Annotated in this window: 15 protein-coding genes; 7 read left to right on the top strand and 8 right to left on the bottom strand. The window is 42.4% G+C overall.

The window, feature by feature from the left end; translation table 11 throughout:
- Nucleotides 1–116: 116 nt before the first annotated feature.
- From BAE31_RS12535 to BAE31_RS12510, 6 genes are all read right to left on the bottom strand, one after another.
- Complete coding sequence (locus BAE31_RS12535) at nt 117–2,186, bottom strand: beta-galactosidase (RefSeq protein WP_076840568.1); 2,070 nt, start codon at nt 2,184–2,186, stop codon at nt 117–119.
- Between the two features lie 23 nt (nt 2,187–2,209).
- Entirely contained in the window at nt 2,210–3,418 is a 1,209-nt protein-coding gene (locus tag BAE31_RS12530) for a glycoside hydrolase family 53 protein (RefSeq protein WP_076840567.1), read from the bottom strand.
- 11 nt (nt 3,419–3,429) lie between these two features.
- The gene (locus tag BAE31_RS12525) at nt 3,430–4,272 is read right to left on the bottom strand and encodes a sugar ABC transporter permease (protein WP_024423962.1); all 843 of its coding nucleotides are present in this window, start codon (nt 4,270–4,272) and stop codon (nt 3,430–3,432) included.
- Nucleotide 4,273: 1 nt separating this feature from the next.
- Nucleotides 4,274–5,512, bottom strand: coding sequence for a carbohydrate ABC transporter permease (locus BAE31_RS12520; RefSeq protein ID WP_076840566.1), 1,239 nt, complete (start codon nt 5,510–5,512; stop codon nt 4,274–4,276).
- A 138-nt stretch (nt 5,513–5,650) separates the two neighbouring features.
- Nucleotides 5,651–6,916 carry a galactooligosaccharide ABC transporter substrate-binding protein GanS gene (ganS, locus tag BAE31_RS12515; protein WP_076840565.1) on the bottom strand — a complete coding sequence of 422 codons (1,266 nt, stop codon included), beginning with the start codon at nt 6,914–6,916 and terminating at the stop codon, nt 5,651–5,653.
- Nucleotides 6,917–7,088: 172 nt separating this feature from the next.
- Nucleotides 7,089–8,084 carry a LacI family DNA-binding transcriptional regulator gene (locus BAE31_RS12510; RefSeq protein ID WP_076840564.1) on the bottom strand — a complete coding sequence of 332 codons (996 nt, stop codon included), beginning with the start codon at nt 8,082–8,084 and terminating at the stop codon, nt 7,089–7,091.
- Nucleotides 8,085–8,256: 172 nt separating this feature from the next.
- On the opposite strand from BAE31_RS12510, the gene BAE31_RS12505 reads away from it, so the two are divergent.
- Complete coding sequence (locus BAE31_RS12505; protein WP_076840563.1) at nt 8,257–9,156, top strand: LysR family transcriptional regulator; 900 nt, start codon at nt 8,257–8,259, stop codon at nt 9,154–9,156.
- A gap of 15 nt (nt 9,157–9,171) precedes the next feature.
- Here BAE31_RS12505 and BAE31_RS12500 read toward each other — a convergent pair whose 3' ends face one another.
- Entirely contained in the window at nt 9,172–10,848 is a 1,677-nt protein-coding gene (locus BAE31_RS12500) for a hypothetical protein (RefSeq protein WP_024423958.1), read from the bottom strand.
- A 331-nt stretch (nt 10,849–11,179) separates the two neighbouring features.
- Between BAE31_RS12500 and BAE31_RS12495 the strand changes: the two genes are divergently transcribed.
- The 6 genes from BAE31_RS12495 to BAE31_RS12470 all read left to right on the top strand — a co-directional run bounded on the left by BAE31_RS12495 (nt 11,180) and on the right by BAE31_RS12470 (nt 17,269).
- A complete protein-coding gene (locus tag BAE31_RS12495; RefSeq protein WP_041105755.1) occupies nt 11,180–11,623 on the top strand; it encodes a hypothetical protein in 444 nt (147 codons plus the stop codon).
- A 3-nt stretch (nt 11,624–11,626) separates the two neighbouring features.
- The gene (locus tag BAE31_RS12490) at nt 11,627–11,965 is read left to right on the top strand and encodes a DUF3969 family protein (RefSeq protein WP_052462922.1); all 339 of its coding nucleotides are present in this window, start codon (nt 11,627–11,629) and stop codon (nt 11,963–11,965) included.
- A 164-nt stretch (nt 11,966–12,129) separates the two neighbouring features.
- A complete protein-coding gene (locus tag BAE31_RS12485; RefSeq protein ID WP_024423955.1) occupies nt 12,130–12,987 on the top strand; it encodes a MurR/RpiR family transcriptional regulator in 858 nt (285 codons plus the stop codon).
- Between the two features lie 185 nt (nt 12,988–13,172).
- Complete coding sequence (gene gntK, locus BAE31_RS12480) at nt 13,173–14,717, top strand: gluconokinase (RefSeq protein WP_076840562.1); 1,545 nt, start codon at nt 13,173–13,175, stop codon at nt 14,715–14,717.
- Between the two features lie 24 nt (nt 14,718–14,741).
- A complete protein-coding gene (locus BAE31_RS12475; protein WP_024423953.1) occupies nt 14,742–16,070 on the top strand; it encodes a GntP family permease in 1,329 nt (442 codons plus the stop codon).
- A gap of 110 nt (nt 16,071–16,180) precedes the next feature.
- Nucleotides 16,181–17,269: a DNA alkylation repair protein gene (locus BAE31_RS12470; protein WP_481747482.1), complete on the top strand. Its 1,089-nt coding sequence runs from the start codon at nt 16,181–16,183 to the stop codon at nt 17,267–17,269.
- 32 nt (nt 17,270–17,301) lie between these two features.
- Here BAE31_RS12470 and BAE31_RS12465 read toward each other — a convergent pair whose 3' ends face one another.
- Nucleotides 17,302–18,639 carry an amino acid permease gene (locus BAE31_RS12465; RefSeq protein WP_024423951.1) on the bottom strand — a complete coding sequence of 446 codons (1,338 nt, stop codon included), beginning with the start codon at nt 18,637–18,639 and terminating at the stop codon, nt 17,302–17,304.
- Nucleotides 18,640–18,881 lie beyond the last annotated feature (242 nt).

Raw genomic sequence — 18,881 nt, 5'->3', positions numbered from 1 at the left:
GCGGCATCAAATATTGTAAAAAAATTTAGATAAAAATAACGATTAAAGTTCATAATAATTAATATGGGTATTTAGACTCATTAAATTAAAAAGCGCCCAATAAATGGACGCTTCTTTCAACGATTTTTCAAGATGACATACTCGTAAGGGTCAAGTTGAAGCTGCTCAGGCACTTGCTGTCCAGTCAGCATATTCTCATAGCTTGCCTCTGAATCTAGTGACATGTTCTGCTGCTCTTCTGTGAAATTCATCAAAAACACATAGTCCTGCGTACCGTCTGTTCGTTTTTGTACACTGACTCCTTCTGGAATTGCAGTGGATAGGACGGGCTGTATGCCAATACCTGCGATAAGGTCTTCGTAAAACTCATCATAGAAACCCTGCTCATTTTCTGAGGCCATATAGTATGCTTTCCCTTTTTCTAATGAACGGACAGTCAGGGCCGGCTGTCCTTCGTAGCAGCCATTCTCAAAATGCCCTAACACAGAGGCCGTTTCAGGATGTATAGATTCGCAATATTGTCCGACATGATAGGTGCGTCCATTCCCTGTGGTCATTAACACATGTTCATCTGGCATTAATGTGTTGATTTCCTCTGCCCAAATGCCAAGTACATGGCGGAGAGGACCAGGGAAACCGCCGAGGAAACAGAGATCATTTTCGTCGACTATGCCGCTCCAGTATGTCGCGATAAAAATGCCGCCCGCTTTGACAAAGGCTTCAATTTTTTCTGCAACGCCTGGTTTGATCATGTAGAGCATTGGCCCAATGAGCACACGATAGGATGAGAAATCCTTTTCCATCCCGACAATGTCAACAGGGATGCCTTTTTTCCAAAAGCTTCGATAGTGAGTTTGACAAGCCTCTACATAGCGTTTGTTTGTGTTATTTAAGCCTTGCGCATCATCAATGGCCCAGTGATTTTCCCAATCGTAAATGATGGCGACCTCTGGCTGAACGGATGTGCCCGCAATTGGCTGCAGCTGCTCCAGTTGTTTCCCTAGATCAGCTACCTCTTGAAACACGCGCGTATGTTCATGACCAGAATGATCGACAACGGCTCCGTGGAATTTCTCAGAGGCGCCTCGGCCTTGCCGCCACTGGAAATAAAGCACGGAGTCTGATCCGTGGGCAACTGCCTGCATGGCAGAAAGGTGTGCCATGCCTTTATGTTTGACCTTGTTCACTTCATGCCAGTTCACAAGGCTAGGCGTACTCTCCATGACGAGAAACGGCTGTCCGTCCTTTAAGGAACGATACAAATCATGTACAAAGGCAACGTTTGATGCTAATTCGGCCGTTGTTTCTCTGCCGCTATGCCAAGCTGGATAGCTATCCCATGAGATCACATCGACCTCTTTTGCAAATTGATGATAATCCAGACCAAGGAATGGACGCATATGCGGGTAGTCGCCCATAAAGTTCGTGGTGACTGGGATATGAGGTGTTAATTCCCGCAGCGGCTCAATTTCATTTTGATAAAAATTGATCGTTTGTGCTGTGACAAAGCGTTTCCAATCCAGGTTCATGCCGTGAATCATGTGCTCCCCGTGCGGTGCAGGTGACTCGATTTGTGACCAATCGCTATACGTGTGGCTCCAAAATCCCGTCCACCATGCTTGATTCAAAGCCTCAAGATCGTGGTTGTATTTGTCCTTCAAATAGTCTCGAAATGCTTCCTGGCACAGGTCGCAATGACACTCGCCGCCGTACTCATTCGAAATGTGCCACATGATCAGTGCTGGATGATCCTTGTAGCGTTCCGCAAGCAGCCGGTTGAGTGTATTCGTTTTTTCTCGATAAACCGGAGAGGTGAAGCAATGATTATGGCGCAGTCCATGTAAGTTACGCTGACGATTCGCTTCGACGCGCAATACTTCTGGATATGTTTGTGACAGCCAAGCAGGTCTTGCTCCGCTTGGCGTTGCGAGAATGGCGTGTGCCCCCTGCGCTGCCAAGCGGTCCATGATGTCATCCAGCCATGCAAAGTCATACTGACCTTCTGCTGGCTCTAGCTTACTCCATGCGAAAATGTTGATGGAGAATGTTTGACAATGTGCAAGCTTCATTAATCGAAAATCTTCGTCTATGATCTCTGGCATATGGAGCCATTGATCTGGATTGTAATCGCCACCATGCAAAAAGCCTTTCACATTTGGGTGAACGAGTGGGTAACGCTTTCCCATTTTGTCACGTCCTATCCTTTTAGTTACGGTGTCATTTGTTTAAATACATCAAGAGATGGCAGTGCTTTTCCGTTGAAATCAAACATCGCTTGATTTTCCCACGCATTTCCGACAGTCCCGGTTGTTTGGATATAAGCGAGCCCGTATTGACTAGACCACGGAGCACCTTTCGCTGGAATCCAAAGCGGCTCCCAATAAAAGAACCCCTTCCCGCGGTTGTTGTTTACTTGTGAAATCTTTTCGGATAGATCTCGTATAAAAGATGCCTGGCCTTGAGGTGAGGCTGGATAGCCGGCTGTATTCACAGAGTCTTGGTTAAATGAGTTTTCTAGGTTGTCACCGTTTGCTGTCGTAAAGCCGTAAGCAGTTTCTACCACGATGACGTCTTTATTATAGCGGGCACTAATATCATTCATATTGGACGTAAGACCGCTAAAGCCGCCGTCCCAATACGGGTAATAAGATAAACCGATCGTATCGAAGGAGACGCCTCGTTTTGTGATTTCATCAAACCACCAGCGGGATGCACCATTGTCTCCGCCATGTGCAAGGTGAAGCATGATTTTGATGTTTGAATCGACAGAGCGGACGGCATTTGTGCCAGCCTTTAGCAGAGCAGCGAGCCGGTCAAATTCACCACCGCCTTCACCCCAGCTTTTTCCGTTGGGCCACAGCATGCCTGAGTTTAACTCATTCCCGACCTGTACCATATTTGGTAGGGCATTTTGTGCTTTCATCGCTTTAAGTACATCGCTTGTGTAAGTGCCAACAGCTTTTTCTAAATCGCTTTGGGAGAGATTGATCCAAGCTTTCGGTTTGAACTGTTTACCGGGATCGGTCCAGAAATCACTGTAGTGAAAATCAAGCAGCACTTTCATATTTTGTGCTTTTGCACGTTTCGAGAGAGCAATGGCGGTATTTAAATCGTTTGTCCCCCCATTATAGGCACGGCCTTGGTTGTCGTATGGATGGTTCCAGAGTCTGATGCGCACATAGTTGACACCTTTCTCTTTTAATAGCTTGAGCGGATCAACCTGCTGCCAGTCTTGGTTGTAGTATTTGCCGCCGCTTCGCTCCACTTCTGCGAGCATGGAAATATCGGCTCCTTTGATGAAATCACCTTGCAATCCATTGATCGGTTTCACCGAAATCGTATCAGCCTTTGCTTCAGGCAGAATACCTAACCCCATTAGAAAGAAAACGACAACAGTGACAAGCAACCATTTCTTCATCAAATCTCCCCTTATCCTTTTGTCCCGCCTTGTGTAAGGCCGGATACAAATTGTTTTTGTAAAACAAGAAACAATAAAGCGACTGGAATCGCAATGAGTAAAGCCCCGGCTGCAAAGGTCGTGTAGCTGGCACCCATTTTATCTGACACAAGATTGTACAGACCGATTGGGAGCGTATACATTTCGGGTGAGCGGACAATGACACTGGAAATGATGAAATCACCCAGTGGACCTGTAAATGAGTTGATGGCGACAACGGCTAAGATGGGCTTAGCGAGTGGCATAATAATTTGGATGAAAATCCGGAAATGCCCTGCGCCGTCCATTCTGGCTGATTCATCGAGATCCTTTGGAATTGCATCAAGATAGCCTTTCATTAAATACGTATTCATCGGAATTTGTCCACCTGCATAAATCAAAATCAGGGCAAGGTGGCTGTTAATGAGTCCAAGCATTTGAGCAAGAACAAAAATCGCGATCAGCGCTGAAAATTGAGGAATCATTTGCAGCAGCAAAAAGAGCATCAGCCCATTTTTCCGTCCTTTGAAGCGGAATCTGGAAAAGGCATAGCCTGTAAAACTGACAAGAACCAGCGTTAAAACCATTGTGGCAATACTGATCTTCATTGAGTTCCAATACCATTTTGCATAAAGTGCCCCCTGCCCAAAGAACAGCTCGGTGAAGTGGCTGAACGTTGGATTCTTCGGAAACATGCTTGTACTCATGAGGCTGTTCCCAGGGTTAAAAGAAGCACCGATCGTCCAAAGCAGTGGATATAGAATACAAATGGAGGCAATGAAAAGGATAAAATAAGTGATGCTCAGGCGAATGAGCTTGTTTTGTTTTGATCCCATATCACATCATGTCCTCCTCTTTGAATGAATTCGTTCTCTTAAACTGCCAGAGTGCAATGGCGATGACAAAGATCGAAAGTAAGATCGTGACAGCGGCAGCAAGTGCATATTGAGAAGACTGCATCGTGAGTTTGTAAATCCAAGAAACCAAGATGTCCGTTCCCCCAGCAGTTGAGCCAGCGACAGGCGGTCCTCCGCCATTAAATAAGTAGATGATATTAAAGTTGTTAAAGTTAAACGTATATTGCGTGATTAATATAGGCGCAATGGAATAAAGGACAAGCGGTAACGTGATGGACCGGAATTTCTGAAAGAAGTTTGCCCCATCAATGGTCGCAGCTTCGTATAGATCCTCTGGAATTGCTTGCAAAACACCGGTTGTCATAATGAAAACAAAAGGAAATCCAAGCCAAGTCTGCATCGCAATGAGGGCAATTTTGCTCCAAAATGGATCTGTCAGCCATGGTTTTGGATCAATTCCAATCGATGCAAAAAGTGTGTTGTTAATGGCTCCAAATGTATCGTTGAACAGTCCGGCAAACACCAAAATGGTCACAAAACCTGGAACCGCCCAAGGGAGAATCAAAATGGTTCTAAAAAACCGTTTGCCTTTTAAATCCTTCTGGTTGAGCAAAACTGCTAGAAAGATGCCGATGGCACATTGAAGGGTGGACGCAGCCAACGTCCATACAACGGTCCAGCCAAGTACATCAATGAAAGTGTCTCTCCAAATATCAATTGAAAAGATATTTTGAAAGTTCTTGATCCCTACCCAATCGATCAGATTGGCAGGAGGCGAGTGGTATAAATCGTAGTTCGTAAAGGCAAGCGCAAAGCTGAACATAATAGGAAAGACAACAGAGAATAGAAGTAAAAAGAAAGCAGGAGTGCTCATTAAGTAAGGAAAGCCTTGATCGATGAGCTGATGATATTGAGCACGGATGGAATGAAGCGGAACCCCTTGATCACGTTTCTTTCCGTTTATAAAAGCATCACGCATCATGAGTACATAAAAGCCGATACCAAAACCAGCTGTTAACAGCGCAATAATCCCCTTGGCTAAAAGAAAAACAGAGTTGTCACGAGGCAGCATCGTCCCAAGTGTGAACAGACCCCAAAAGCCAATATTGAATAAATCATAAAATACAATCAAAAAAGAGACGCCAAACAGGAAAAAGAGTGCCCCTTTGCCGTACTGTTTGTTGTATATCTGCCCCATCCCGGGTATAAAGGAGAACATTAGCGCCCGTCTCCGGTGTGTCTTTGATTCCACTGTGTGTGTGCGGTCTAGTTCAAGGTTACCCGTCACGTCTAACACCTACTTCATATGAAATTAGATCAACTACGGGCAGTTTGATAGACTACCCGCATTTGATGGTTATTTGGAGTGATTTGCTTTAATTTGAGAGTCGATTTGATTGACCGCATCATCAAATGCCTTTTTCACATCTGTACGACCAGTTGCAATGAGACCTAATGCACTATCAATCGGCTTCCACACTTCTGCCATTTCAGGATTGTTCGGTGTCAGCGTGGCATATTTCGTTTGTTTTGAAACAGCATCCGCATTAGCGTTTTCCGTAATGATTGGATCTTTCATCAGTTTTTTCACTGGTGGAATTTCCTCTGTCAATTCAAAGCGCTTCTTCGCATTTTTTTCGTTTGTGATAAACTCAACAAATTTCTCAGCAAGTTCTTTATTTTTAGAATAAGAGGAGACGTTGTAGCTCTTTACACCTAAGAAGGAGCTCATATGTTTTCCGTTAGGGAGTGTTGGCAGTTCAGCCACGCCATAGTCAATACCCGCCTTTTTAAATGGACCAAATGACCATGGACCAGAAATGACAGCTGCTGCTTTTTTCTCTGTGAATAAGGAGTTGAGGACATTGATTCCTTGTTCACCAATGATGCCTTTCGGGAAAAGTCCTTCGCTAAAGAATGTTTGAATGTATGCTCCGCCTTCGATGGCGCCATCGTTATTAAGACCAATATCATTGACATCATAGGAGCCATCGCTTTTCTGCTTGAAAATATAGCCCCCTGACCCGCCTAACACACTTTGTGCATAGTAAATTTCATCCCATTTCGCTACAAAACCGTATTTCCCGTCTTTTGTCAGCTTTTTCGAAAGGTCATACCAGCCATCAAGTGTAGTTGGTGCCTTTTTGACAAGGTCTTTGTTATAGAAAAGCACTGTCGTTTCAACGGATTTCGGAAGGCCATACAGCTTGCCGTCTACCGTTTGTGATTGAATGGATTCGTCTGTAAAGGAATCGATCACTTTTTGATCAGGCTTGATTTCCTGTAACAGCCCCTCAGTGACGGCTGATCCAATTTGATCGTGAGGCATCGTGATGACGTCTGGGCCTGTCCCGGCTGCTCCATCAAGGCGGAGAGCTTCGATTTGGTCGGCATACGCTTTTTCGACCACTTTGATTTTCACATCGTTTTGTTTTTCAAATTCTTTTACAGCGTCTTGAATCCCATCAGACTTTTTGACATCCTCCCATACTAGCAAGGTCTTTGTACCTGTAGATGCTGGCTGTGTCCCGCTTGAATTGTCATCTCCTGGCCCGCATGCTGAAAGCAGAAGCACAGCAGTACCAACGACTGCTGATAATGTCGCCCATTTTCCCTTTTTCATTGGTAATCCCCTCTCGTTCTTTTTTCACAGATGATAAGAAAACGCTTTCTTAATGTGAGAATATCAACTTAAGTAAAAAAAGTAAACATATTTTATTAAATTTATTAAGTAAAATTTTTTACTCGTATAGAGAGAAAAGAAGCCCTCCACTTTGGCAGGACTTCCAGTTTGTTTATATCGTACTTTTCCGAAAGACAGGTTCTGAGGCAATCAGCACAGTTTTAGGTAATGTTCTGCCGTCCACAAGTCTTTCTAACAGTAAATCGACAGCTGTTTCACAAAGTAAAGACGTGTGGATATGATACGTGGTGAGCGGTGGTGACACATATTGAGACACATGAATATCGTTGATACTAAAGACGCTCACGCGGTTCGGCAGAGAAAATCCGCGCTCGTTTAATGCTTGTAAGCAGCCGATGGCAAGAGGATCACTAGCGACACAAAAAGCGGTGGGCAGATCATCATCAAGCTCATCAATCGCCTTCATCATCAGCGAATAGCCTTCATCTACTGAGAAATGATGACCGACATAGACCAATCGCTCATCAAGGACATTGTGAGCCATCATATATTCACGGAAAGTCGTTTCGCGAATATCAGGAATATGCACATTCGTATTCAGGTCAAGGTCTGTGCCGCCAATGAATCCAATGGATGTGTGTTTTTTTTCAATAAAAGAATCGATGATCTTTTCAACAATTCGTTTCAGATTTGGTTTTACAGAATCAAAACGGTCTTCATCCGGTGACGTATCAATAAAAACGATATGCTGGGTGATTGCATATAATTGATCAAGCTCTGACGTTTTAAATCGGCCGATGGCGATGATCCCTTCTGTAGAAGGATCAATGGAATGAAGCCCATCAGATGGATTGTAAGCGGTGACATTTAAACTCCGAGTATTGGTGAGTTCCTCAATACCGAGTCGAATGGATTTAAAATAAATATCTTCAAGCTCTTCCTTTTCGGTCATCCAATAGAGAAAGGCGATTTTTTTTAATGAATGTTTGAATGTCTTCTTTTGGTAGGACAAAGCTTCTGCGGCGGCATATACTTTTTCGCGTGTTTGATCGGTGACAGATAGGTTGGGATCTTGGTTCAGTACGCGAGATACCGTTGCAATGGATAAGCCTGCTTTTTCTGCAATGTCCTTTATTTTAGCTGCCAAATCAGCACCTCCTATAGAAAATATCTCCTCTTAGTATAGAGTCTTTAAAAAAATTAGTAAATATTTTTATTAAATTGTTTTCGTTTAGGCGGTTCTTTACGTGCTGGAAAGGAATTAGTAAGATATATATAGGTAAGGTATTGGATTAAGATTTCTGATAGGAGAGGGACCGATGTATTACGATGCACTGAAGACATTTGTGACAGTGGTGGAGGAGAAGAACTTTACAAAAGCAGCCCAAAAGCTGCGGATTTCTCAGCCAAGTGTCAGTCTTCATATTAAGAACTTGGAGCAGGAATTCCAGACCGTTCTGCTGAATCGTTCACCAAAGCAATTAACCGTTACACCAACTGGGGATATGCTGTACCATCGATCAAAACAAATCATTCGTCTCTATGAACAGGCGAAGCAGGACATTTATGAGCATCATCACCTGGCAAGAGGAAAGCTGACCATCGGGGCGAGCTTCACAATTGGTGAGTATGTGCTGCCGCAAATATTGGCGGAGTTTCATCAGCTCTATCCGCATGTTGATATTGAGGTGGTCATTGATAATACAGAGGCAATCGCCAGACATGTCCGTTTATTCCATGTCGACATCGGGTTGATCGAGGGACAGACCAATGACAAGGAGCTTTCTGTAGAAACTTTTCTAGAGGACGAGCTTTATATTGTGGCGCCATTAGATCATCCTTTTGCCAAGAAAAAAGATGTCACCATTGATCAATTACAAAACGAAACATGGATTACGAGAGAAGAGGGATCAGGGACAGGAGAATATTTACAGCATGTCCTGAAATCAAATGGACTGAAAGCACGAACCTTTGTAACCTTTAGCAGCAATCAAGCCATTAAAGAAGCTGTGATCCATGGAATGGGTCTTTCTGTTTTATCTAAATATGTCCTCCAGCGAGGCAGCATTGGCGGTGAATTGGCTGTTATTTCTGTGAGAGGCATGGATTTCAAACGAAAGTTCTCCTATGTCGAGTCACCGATGACCGGGGGAAATAAAAATAAGGAATTGCTCGTTGAATTGTTAAGGGAAGAGAAAAAGGACGCTTCTCCTCAATAGGAGAAACGTCTTTTTTTATAGCCCTTTAATTTTGATTTCATCGACTGGAAGGAAAATCTCACCTGTATCTGTATATTTCATGGTGACCTGATCGCCTTCTTTTAAATAAATGACGAGCGGTTCTTTTTCAGATGACATGGTGTAGCTTTTCCCATCGTCTAGCAGGAAGGTGACGGTTGTATAATCACCGGTTTTTTCTTTGTAGACTCGTTTGACCTTCCCTGCTGCTTCTTTCTTTTCCTGCTTAGAGGAACTGTTAACAGTACCGCCGCCCTTTTGAAGAGCTGTCTTATAGGCTCTCAGTGCTTCGTTTGGTGTAGAAGCATACGCAGCGATTTCTGGATTGGCTGCAGAAACGATAAAGTAGTTTTGCAGGAACCCATTTGAATCGAGAACAGGTGTGAGCCAGCTGGCTTCCCCATAGAAATTATAGAGAATCGGCATGCGGCCTTTCCATTTCTTCTCGATGAATCGTTTCTCAATAATTTGCAGAGCGCCCTGAGAATCCATATAGGATTCTTCAAGATTTCCGGTATAATAAGTCGCTTTTCCTGTTCGGGCATTTGTCAGGGCATATCCGAGCATGGAATCAACGCCCTCTTTCGGACTTGTGAAATCTGTGAAGTAATACATATCTCCTTTTGAATCAAATACCGGGCTCACATTGGCTTCCGTTCCTTCATCGGAAGGCAGCTTTACATCTGACTTTCCAAACATACTATTCCAGAATCCGTGAATATAGTTTCCGAAATAGCTGTTTTGCAGACTGACCGCCTCTGGTGAAACAGCACCGTCGATAAAGGCAGGTACTTGATCTAGAGCATATTTCTTCGTCGCACCTGTTTTGGCATCAACAACGACGACACCGGAAGCTTTAAAGCCGTTTCGGGCAGAGATGAAATCGCCATACGTTTGAATGTAATAAGGCTTGCCGTCATCATTGATTTCCAGCTGTGTACCGCCGTAGAAAATCAAATCTGGGTACTGGAGACGGATATGCCGCTCAATTTCTTTGTTGAAATAGGAGGAAGGCGTATAGACCATCTCTGTTTTCACGAACTTTGGATTAGCAGAGGAGTCGGTCGCACTTAATGTAAAGTAACCCGGCGTGCTGCCTGCACGAATCCATTTAAAGAAGTCCGAGAACTCCACTGGAGCGATGTATACATACTCACCGTTGACCTTCTGAATTTGCAAGCTGCCAAGCTCATAGTAGCTTGTGTTTGGCACCTGTCCGAACGATTTCTTCATTTTGTTCCGAGCAAATTGAGGCGGCACACTCGCAGGTGTTTCTTTTTCATCAAATGCTTTGATTTCTACTTTTTGCTCCATTTTGGAGACATCGAATTTCTCATTCGCATTGAATAAAAAAGCTGTCGCCATGTAAACACCGAGCAGCAATAGAATAAGAAACAGCACGCCTTTGATTTTACGCTCCAATCCAACTGACAAAAAGGCGCCTGCTGCTGTCACAACAAGTCCAATCAGCCATAGAGATGAAGGGTTACGGTCTAAATTGGTAATGTAATAGAAAACAAAAATACCGATCATGAACAGCAAAGCAAGGCCTGCAATCCACATGAGCGGCACCTGCTGTTCTGTTCCTTTCTTTCTAACGATCAACCTGAGCGGTGTGAGCAAAAGGGTCAAGACAAGACCGATCACAACCGAAAATAACAAAATATATCCCACAAACAGATCTCCTTTCAAATCAATCACTCTTTTAGTATATACGAGTGAAGCGGGGAAAAGATTCAGAAGAATCATACCAATTCGATTTTATGAAAAAATGAGTTGAAAAGGGCCTTTTAATATTTCGGTAGGTTAAATGATATTGTCAATTGCGCTAGATTTTATTCATTACTTTATGAATTTATATTGTAATAAATAAGATTTTAAAAGATAGAGATATCTTTTAAACAGTATAAAGATTCATTTTAATTTTCTACAGAATGAAATAGTTATAACGTTCCTAGTATGTTATATTGTGTTTTATATAGTTAATATTAGGAGGTAATTTAAATTGAAAAGACGTATTCCTTTTCTCATTATTTTTACTTTAATTGTATCGTTATTTTCACCGTCTATAACATTCAATATTAATCGAGAGGCTTCTTCAAGAGACAAAAGTGTCCAAATTGGTTATAAAGAAGCCGATGCTGTATGGGGTCTTGTCATCCGGACTATTTTTGTAAACGGGGTGAAAGCAAGTAAACATTTGTATAAATCAATAAAATATGCCCCTAAATATCCTGCTGGTTTTAAAGCTGTTCAAAATGGAACTAAAAAAGTTACAGTAAATAATAAGAAGTTGTTATCTGAGTTAAAACAGATTGAAGGAGGGACTTGGAAAAAAGTATATAAAGATGGCTATAAAGACGGAAAAAAGGTTTCTGTACATTATTTTCAAAGTAAATCTGGGTTGGTGTATGATGTGAAAGTTAAAAAAGGTTGGAGTGTGAAATGATTTATGAATAAAATAGAACTAAGATATTCTTCACATGAAGATTTAGATAGGATTATTGTTATAAATATCATTGGTATAATCATATCGCTAAAAGAAGGTTTAATCACTATAGAAGAAGCGGAAAAGCTCATGTTCAGTCCACGAACAATCGATGTTTTAAAAAAGAAAGGGATAAATGAAGAACTGATAAATATACTTCATTTGGGAACAGAACTTGAAGATGTAGAAAGTTTAATACCACATGAATTAAGTGATAGTTTAGAAGAAATAAGGGTAAAATGCTTAAGATTCCTAGAAAGAAATACAGAAAATGAAGTTAAAAATAATGTGGTAGATTGTTGAGCTAAAAGTGTATATTATAAAATTTTGAGTAAATCTTTTTTGATTTATTGATCAAAACGATGAATTCATAAAAAGAGAAGTCTGTGCAAACAGGCTTCTTTTTTATAAGATGGGAACATGAGGAAATGTATACGCTCACATGAATAAGGAAGGAGTGAAGTCAATTGGCTTCTGTCAGTTTAAGTAGTATTGAAAAAATACGAGCAGCAAGCAGAGGATTGCCGCCAAAACTGAAAGGAATTGCAGAACATATTACGAGTGAACCTGGCGACATTATTCATTTGTCTATTGTTGAGCTTGCCAAAAAAACAGCGAGTTCAGAGGCAACGATTTTTCGTCTTTGTAAAAGGCTTGGATTTGAGGGCTTTCAAGATTTGAAGATTGCAATTGCCCAGGAAATAGATCAAACAAAGCCTGATTATGTAGATGAAGAAATGAGTCTTGATGATGATACGGCCGTTTTTATGCAAAAGGTTTTTCAGGCGAATATATCTGCATTAAAGGATAGCTTTCAATTACTGAATCCAGAAGATGTAGAAAAAGCCATTCAAATCATTCATGAAGCAAAGCGCTTAGAGTTTTATGGGAGTGGCGGGTCCGGACTCATTGCAACAGACGCTTTTCATAAATTTATGAGGACAGGCATCAACTGTATTGTTCACACCGATTCTCATTTTCAAGCGATGTCTGCCGGTCTTCTCGACCAGCACAGTACAGTAATTGGTATATCTCATTCTGGCCGTAATAAAGATTTACTCGATGCAATGAAAACAGCAAAGGAAAAAGGAGCGAAAACCATCGGTATTACAAGCTATCAGCGCTCTCCATTGAGCCAGCTTGCCGATGTCACATTGTATACTTCGACGCAGGAAACGGCTTTTCGAACAGAAGCGATGTCTGCAAGACTTGCTCAGCTCACTGTCATTGACGTACTATACTTTGCACTTGCTCACTTAAGACAGCAGGAAACTTTAACCAATTTAAAACAAATGAGAGAAACCATTTCACAAAAAAGGGTGTAATGGTTTCAAAAATAAATTTTTCTATTAGTGAAAAATGCCGTTGTGGTAACGATTTTGAGCTTTTAAGTGAAAATAATTTTCTTTTTAGTCGTTGAATGTCGAAAAAATTATTCCTATAATGGGATTTAACAGGTATATCAAAACAATAAAATATGATTTCAAATCAATGATTGGGCGTGATACAGATGAAGGGAAACCAGGCGGTAATTGGTTTGGATATTGGAACAACAAGTACAAAGGCGGTTCTGTTTGGACCACAGGGGAAAGTGATAGCAAAGCATTCGGTTCCTTATGATCTCATTCAGCCCCAGCCAGCATGGGTTGAACAGGACCCTGAACATATATTAGAAGCCGTCATTGCAAGTGTAAGAGGTGCGTTGACGAAAGCAGCATTTGATGCAAAACATATCATAGGCGTCGGGATTAGTACAGCGATGCATTCCTTGATTGTGATGGATAAGGATGACAAGGCGTTAACGAACAGTATCATTTGGGCAGATAATAGAAGTGCAGAACAAGCGAAGCGAATCACTTCAGACATGGACGGCTTCCAAGTGTATAAAAGAACCGGCACGCCGATCCATCCAATGTCACCGCTTTCAAAAATACGGTGGATCAAGGAAATGGCACCTGATGTCTTCAAGAAGGCAGCGAAATTCATTTCCATCAAAGAATATATTCTTTATCATTTCTTCGGTCAGTATGTCGTCGATTATTCAATCGCTTCAGCAACTGGACTGTTCCGTTTGGAAACGCTTCAATGGGATGAGCAGGCGCTGCGTATTGCTGGAATTGAAGCTGATCAATTGTCTGAACTTGTTCCCACGACGTATCAGCTGAGAGGGATTCAGCCAGAGATCGCCCTGCGAATGGGCATTGCGGAAGATACACCATTTGTTGTTGGTGCGAATGATGGGGTTCTAGCGAACTTAGGTGTGGGAGCGATTGGAAAAGGTGAGGTGGCTGTCACGATTGGGACAAGCGGTGCAGTCCGTACGGTCGTGGACAAACCAATAACAGATGAACAATCAAGAACGTTCTGCTATGCGTTGACTGATAAGCATTGGGTGGTTGGAGGACCGACGAATAATGGCGGGATTACGCTCAGATGGCTGAAGGATGAATTTGGATCCTCGGAGGTTGAGGTAGCAAAGCGCCTTGGAGTGGACCCTTACGACCTGATGATTGATATTGCGAAAAAAGTTCCAGCCGGCTCAGAGGGACTGCTGTTTCTGCCATTTTTAACAGGTGAGCGTGCACCTTATTGGAATCCAAATGCGAGAGGCACTTTCTTTGGGATCGGTCTTCAGCATAAGCGGGAGCATTTTATAAGAGCTGTGTTAGAAGGCGTCATTATGAGTGTTTTCTCAATCGGTGTTGCCTTAAGGGATTTAACCGGTTCAGCAAAGGATGTCAGGGCGTCGGGCGGATTTGCGCGATCTCCGCTGTGGCGGCAAATTTTAGCGGATACGATGGGCAGGGAAGTACTTGTCCCAGAAAGCTACGAGGCATCAGCACTTGGGGCGGCTGTCCTCGCACTTCATAGTTTAGGTTATATGGAAGAGATAGAAGAGGTCCAAGATTGGATTCGAATCTCTGCCCGTCATGAACCAAATATGGAGAACAATGAAACATACATAGAACTGTTTTACTTATATGAGCGTCTCTATGACAAACTCAAGGATGAATTTGATGTCATTAGTGCGCTGCAATTAAAACAAAATCATTAAACATCAGGGAAAAGGTGGGAGAGCATGCTTTTATTCATCGTGATTGCCGCAATTGTCCTTTTACTCATCCTCATAACAGTTGCTAAGTTGAATCCGTTTGTGAGTTTAATTATTACCTCTATGTTAGTCGGCTTTGCCACAGGGATGGACCTGCAGGAAATTATTCAATCCATCAAAACGGGGTTAGGCAATACGTTATCATTGCTGGCCATAGTTCTAGCGCTTGGAACCATGCTTGGGAAAATGATGGCTGAATCAGGTGGAGCTGAGCGGATCGCTCACACATTAATCGGCCGGTTTGGGACAAAAAATGTGCATTGGGCGATGATGTTTGTTGCCTTTATTGTGGGAATACCTGTCTTTTTCCAGGTCGGATTCGTTCTTCTCATTCCTTTATTGTTTACGATTGCGATTGAAACGGGAATCTCGCTCGTGACAATTGGGATTTCGCTCATTGCTGGCTTGTCTGTCGTTCACGGTCTTGTGCCGCCTCATCCAGCTGCCATGGCAGCTGTCGGCATCTATCATGCCAACGTGGGGAAAACCATTTTCTTTTCCATTATTGTCGGTTTGCCGACAGCTATTATTGCTGGGCCGCTGTATGGAAAGTGGATTGGAAAGCGGATTCATAAACCAGTTCCAGAGCTGCTGAGAAAGCAATTTACTGAACGCAATGAAGATCGAAAACTTCCCGGCTTTGCAAATACGATGTTTACGATTTTGGTGCCAGTGATTCTAATGCTTCTTGCCACACTGGCGGATATTATTTTACCAGAGGACAATATTTGGTATCAGGTATTTAAGTACATTGGAGATCCAATTACAGCACTGCTGATTGCAACGGTGTATTCTTTCTTCAGTCTTGGCTTTGTGCAAGGGATGAGCCGTGACCGGGTGCTTTCCTTTAGTAATGAGTGCTTAGGACCGATTGCTTCTATTCTGCTTGTCATTGGAGCAGGCGGGGCTTTCAATAATGTGCTCATCGATTCGGGTGTTGGTGATTATATTGCAGATTTAGCCAAACACTCGCCGATCTCGCCAATTTTGCTTAGCTGGCTGATTGCTGCGGTTATTCGTGTGGCAACAGGATCTGCTACGGTCTCCATGATGACCGCAGCTGGTATTGTCGCACCGATTGCTGCATCTATGCCGGATGTGAGCAGAGAGCTCCTAGTGTTAGCTACAGGGGCGGGTTCATTGATTTTGTCTCACGTCAATGACTCTGGTTTTTGGCTGATCAAAGAGTATTTTGGTATGACCATTAAAGAAACGTTTTTGACATGGACGGCTATGGAGACGATCATTTCTGTTAGTGCCATTGCATTTATTATGATCATTAATATGTTTATATAGTGAAACGCAACAGCCTGATTCTTCGGAATTGGGCTGTTTTTGCTTTTGACAATACCACCTCTTTCAGATTGGGGTAAAATAAAGATATTGAGAAGCGGGAGGCGGACACGATCGAACCATTAAAACACGTTTATCATGAATTATTTATTGAAGAATTAGCGGAGAAACTTGCACAAGCGTCGACTGGGTTTGATGCTGGAGAATTCCAGCGGCTTGTGTTTCAAAAGGATTGGCAGCAGCTTGAGTTAAAAGGCAGAATGAGAAGAGTCACTGAATCGATGCATGCCTGTCTGCCTAAGGATTATGAGCAGGCCATTGAGGTGCTGCGTCAGACAGCCCCGCATTTTTCAGGACTTAGTGCGCTTGTCTTTCCAGACTACGTCGAAATGTACGGTCTAGCACATTGGGATATCTCGATCAAGGCGCTCGAATTCTTTACGCCTTTTTCCACTTCTGAATTTGCCGTTCGGCCTTTTCTGATTCAGGATCAAGACAAAATGCTGGCGCAAATGCTTGTATGGTCACAGAATCAAAATGAGCATATTCGGCGGCTGGCTAGTGAAGGATGCAGACCACGTTTGCCATGGGGATTAACTGTTCCTGCACTTAAAAAGGATCCTTCGGTTACGCTGCCTATTTTAGAAAACTTGAAGTCGGACCCAGCGCGCTATGTGCAAAAAAGTGTAGCGAACCACTTAAATGACATTTCAGCGATTCAGCCTGATCTGATGAAGAAGAAGGCTAAAAGCTGGTATGGAACGAATGAACATACGAACTGGATCATCAAACATGCATCTCGTACCTTACTAAAAAAAGGCGATCCAGATATCATGGCTTTGTTTGGCTATGGGGATGATCCATCTGTTCAAGTAACAGATTTGAAGGTAGTGCAAGACCCTATTCGTATTGGAGAGAAAATGACCTTTCAATTTACACTTCAGGCCGCTAAGCCACTAAAGCTGCGTATAGAGTATGCCATAGACTATGTCAAAGCTCGGGGTACCCGCAATCAAAAGGTATTTAAAATCACAGAGTTTGAAACAAGTTCAGCGTTACATAGAGAATTTATCAGATCACAGTCCTTTCAAAATATGACGACGAGAAAGCACTATGAGGGAACCCATACTTTAACGATTATCATCAACGGCATTCCAAAAGCGTCGATTGATTTTGAGGTAACAGAAGATAGAAGCTCATAAAAAAAACCCGCCAATTCGGCGGGTTTTGGCGTTTAAGCCTTCTTTTTCATTAAGAATGAAGCGATGATGGCAGCGACTAAGAAGCCGATACTGATAATGGAGCTAGGCAGGTTTTCTTGTCTGAATAGGAACAAAACAAAGCTTAAACTGAGTACAAGACCTGCAAATAAAGTTAGATACGGAAACAGCCACACCTTGAAATACGGCTCCTGTGGATATTTTGGACGCAGCTTCAGATGTGCCATACAAATGCTGATCCAAATGAGTGAAACAGCAAAACCAGGAATAGCCAGCATGTAGCTGAAAATTTGGTCTGGATATAAGTAAGCAAAAAATGTTCCGATGAGAAGAAATAGAACGGTAACCCATAAACTTAAAATGGGTACGCCTCTTTTGTTGACCTGTGCCAGTTTTTTCGGACCGCCGTCTGATTTAGAAAGAGAATGAATCATTCTCGTCGTTCCATAAATTCCGGAATTCGCCGCAGAGAGAACGGCTGTAATCAAGACGAAATTAATGAAGTGAGAGGCGCCTTGCATACCAGCAGCAGAAAAGACTTGGACAAAAGGACTGTTATTTGGGTCAATTTGATTCCAAGGAATAAGGCCGCAGATGATCAAAATCGGCAATGTGTAAAATAAGATAATCCGCCACATCATACTTTTGACTACTCCAGGCAGAACCTTCTCCGCATCCTTTGTTTCAGTAATGGTCAGCCCAATCAATTCAGAGCCTCCATAAGAGAAAATAACCACTAAAAGTGATGCAAAGATCGCACCCCATCCATTCGGGACGAAGTTTTGATAGTTGGTAAGCGCTGGTGTGCTTTGTTCGTTTGGAATGATCCCAAATAATAATGCTGCACCGAGAATAATAAAGACAATAATAACGAAAATCTTCATTCCAGCGAACCAAAACTCAATTTCACCAAAGTATTTTACATTATTTAAGTTAATTCCGATGACTAACAGTGAGCAAAGTAAACATAGTGACCATAGCGGCACGTTCGGCAGCCAGTATTGAAGCAGACTGCCAGCTGCAATAATCTCAATGACACATACAGTGAGCCACATAAAACAGTAAACCCAGCCGACGACAAATGAAAAACGTTGACCAAGCGCAATTTGTATAAGGTCGCGAAGATTATTTCCCGGATACACAATGGCCATTTCGGCTAATGCTGCCATCACAATGAGGAGCAGCAATCCAGCAAATACATAGGAAAAAATGACCCCAGGGCCTGCTAAACCAATTGTATCGGCACTTCCTTTAAAGATTCCTGTACCAATGACCCCGCCCATCGCAATCATGCGAATGTGACGCGGTGATAAAAGCTTTTTTAATTCTTGTTGCTCCTGATTCGCGCTCATGACGTTCTCCTTTTTTAAAAATGCTTATGTTCCATTTTCTTTTTTCAAGACGTCAGTGTCAATATAAAAAAAGAGATTTTTCAGACAAAAATAGAGGTTGATTCTATCAAAACATATATTTATATCCATAATTCCCTTATTTCATCCATATTCTAAAAACGAAACTTCAAATAAATGAACATTTGCCTTATTTATGACATAAACAATTTTCAGTTTTTGTCGATATATCATTTGTATTACTA

It is taken from the genome of Bacillus sp. I-2 (genome assembly GCF_001974945.1).
Lineage (GTDB): Bacteria > Bacillota > Bacilli > Bacillales > Bacillaceae > Bacillus > Bacillus safensis.
This window is presented reverse-complemented; position numbering and strand designations above follow the sequence as displayed.

Excerpts from the sequence above, each read along its gene's own strand:
- BAE31_RS12520 (WP_076840566.1), bottom strand. The coding sequence starts at position 5,512 with ATGTTCTCCTTTATACCCGGGATGGGGCAGATATACAACAAACAGTAC.
- BAE31_RS12490 (WP_052462922.1), top strand. The coding sequence starts at position 11,627 with ATGAATAAAATAGAACTAAGATATTCTTCACATGAAGATTTAGATAGG.
- BAE31_RS12525 (WP_024423962.1), bottom strand. The coding sequence starts at position 4,272 with ATGGGATCAAAACAAAACAAGCTCATTCGCCTGAGCATCACTTATTTT.
- BAE31_RS12465 (WP_024423951.1), bottom strand. The coding sequence starts at position 18,639 with ATGAGCGCGAATCAGGAGCAACAAGAATTAAAAAAGCTTTTATCACCG.
- gntK (WP_076840562.1), top strand. The coding sequence starts at position 13,173 with ATGAAGGGAAACCAGGCGGTAATTGGTTTGGATATTGGAACAACAAGT.
- ganS (WP_076840565.1), bottom strand. The coding sequence starts at position 6,916 with ATGAAAAAGGGAAAATGGGCGACATTATCAGCAGTCGTTGGTACTGCT.
- BAE31_RS12505 (WP_076840563.1), top strand. The coding sequence starts at position 8,257 with ATGTATTACGATGCACTGAAGACATTTGTGACAGTGGTGGAGGAGAAG.
- BAE31_RS12530 (WP_076840567.1), bottom strand. The coding sequence starts at position 3,418 with ATGAAGAAATGGTTGCTTGTCACTGTTGTCGTTTTCTTTCTAATGGGG.
- BAE31_RS12535 (WP_076840568.1), bottom strand. The coding sequence starts at position 2,186 with ATGGGAAAGCGTTACCCACTCGTTCACCCAAATGTGAAAGGCTTTTTG.
- BAE31_RS12475 (WP_024423953.1), top strand. The coding sequence starts at position 14,742 with ATGCTTTTATTCATCGTGATTGCCGCAATTGTCCTTTTACTCATCCTC.